Consider the following 512-nt stretch of genomic DNA (forward strand, 5'->3'; position numbering starts at 1 on the left):
CACCAACGACACTGATCGCATTTGTTACGCCACTTGCCTTTGCTATCATTTTGTTTTGTGGCACAAGCGCTGGATGCACGCGTAGTTCGACCTTGCCTTCGCTTTTTTTAGCGATAGCTAGAAGCTTGATAGAGTATTCAAAGTCTTTTGCAAAAAATATGTCTTCTGGCGTGATGCCTTGTATCCCCTCGATCAAGATATCCTCTGGATCGCCGTGAACGCCATATGCGATACTTGCAAGAATGAGAAGCTTGTGAGCCGTGTCAAAGCCACCCACGTCAAAGGTAGGATCAGCCTCAGCGTATCCAAGCTCTTGCGCCTTTTTAAGCGCGTCTTTGAAATTTGAGCCCTCATTCATCATCGAGGTTAGGATGTAGTTACTTGTGCCATTTAGTATGCCATTTATGCTTAAGATGTGGTTGGCGCTAAGCCCCTCTCTTAAGGCTCTGATGATCGGTATGCCACCAGCCACGCTTGCTTCAAAGCCAAATGGCGTGTTTTTAGCTAAATTT

Annotated in this window: 1 protein-coding gene; it reads right to left on the minus strand. The window is 46.1% G+C overall.

Features of this window, described 5'->3' with window-relative positions:
* Nucleotides 1-512: homoserine dehydrogenase (locus tag CYP05_RS01585; RefSeq protein WP_141090265.1), on the minus strand; the 512-nt coding region annotated here is incomplete at both ends.

Origin of the sequence: Campylobacter concisus (assembly GCF_002913545.1) — a bacterium.
Taxonomy (GTDB): domain Bacteria; phylum Campylobacterota; class Campylobacteria; order Campylobacterales; family Campylobacteraceae; genus Campylobacter_A; species Campylobacter_A concisus_AV.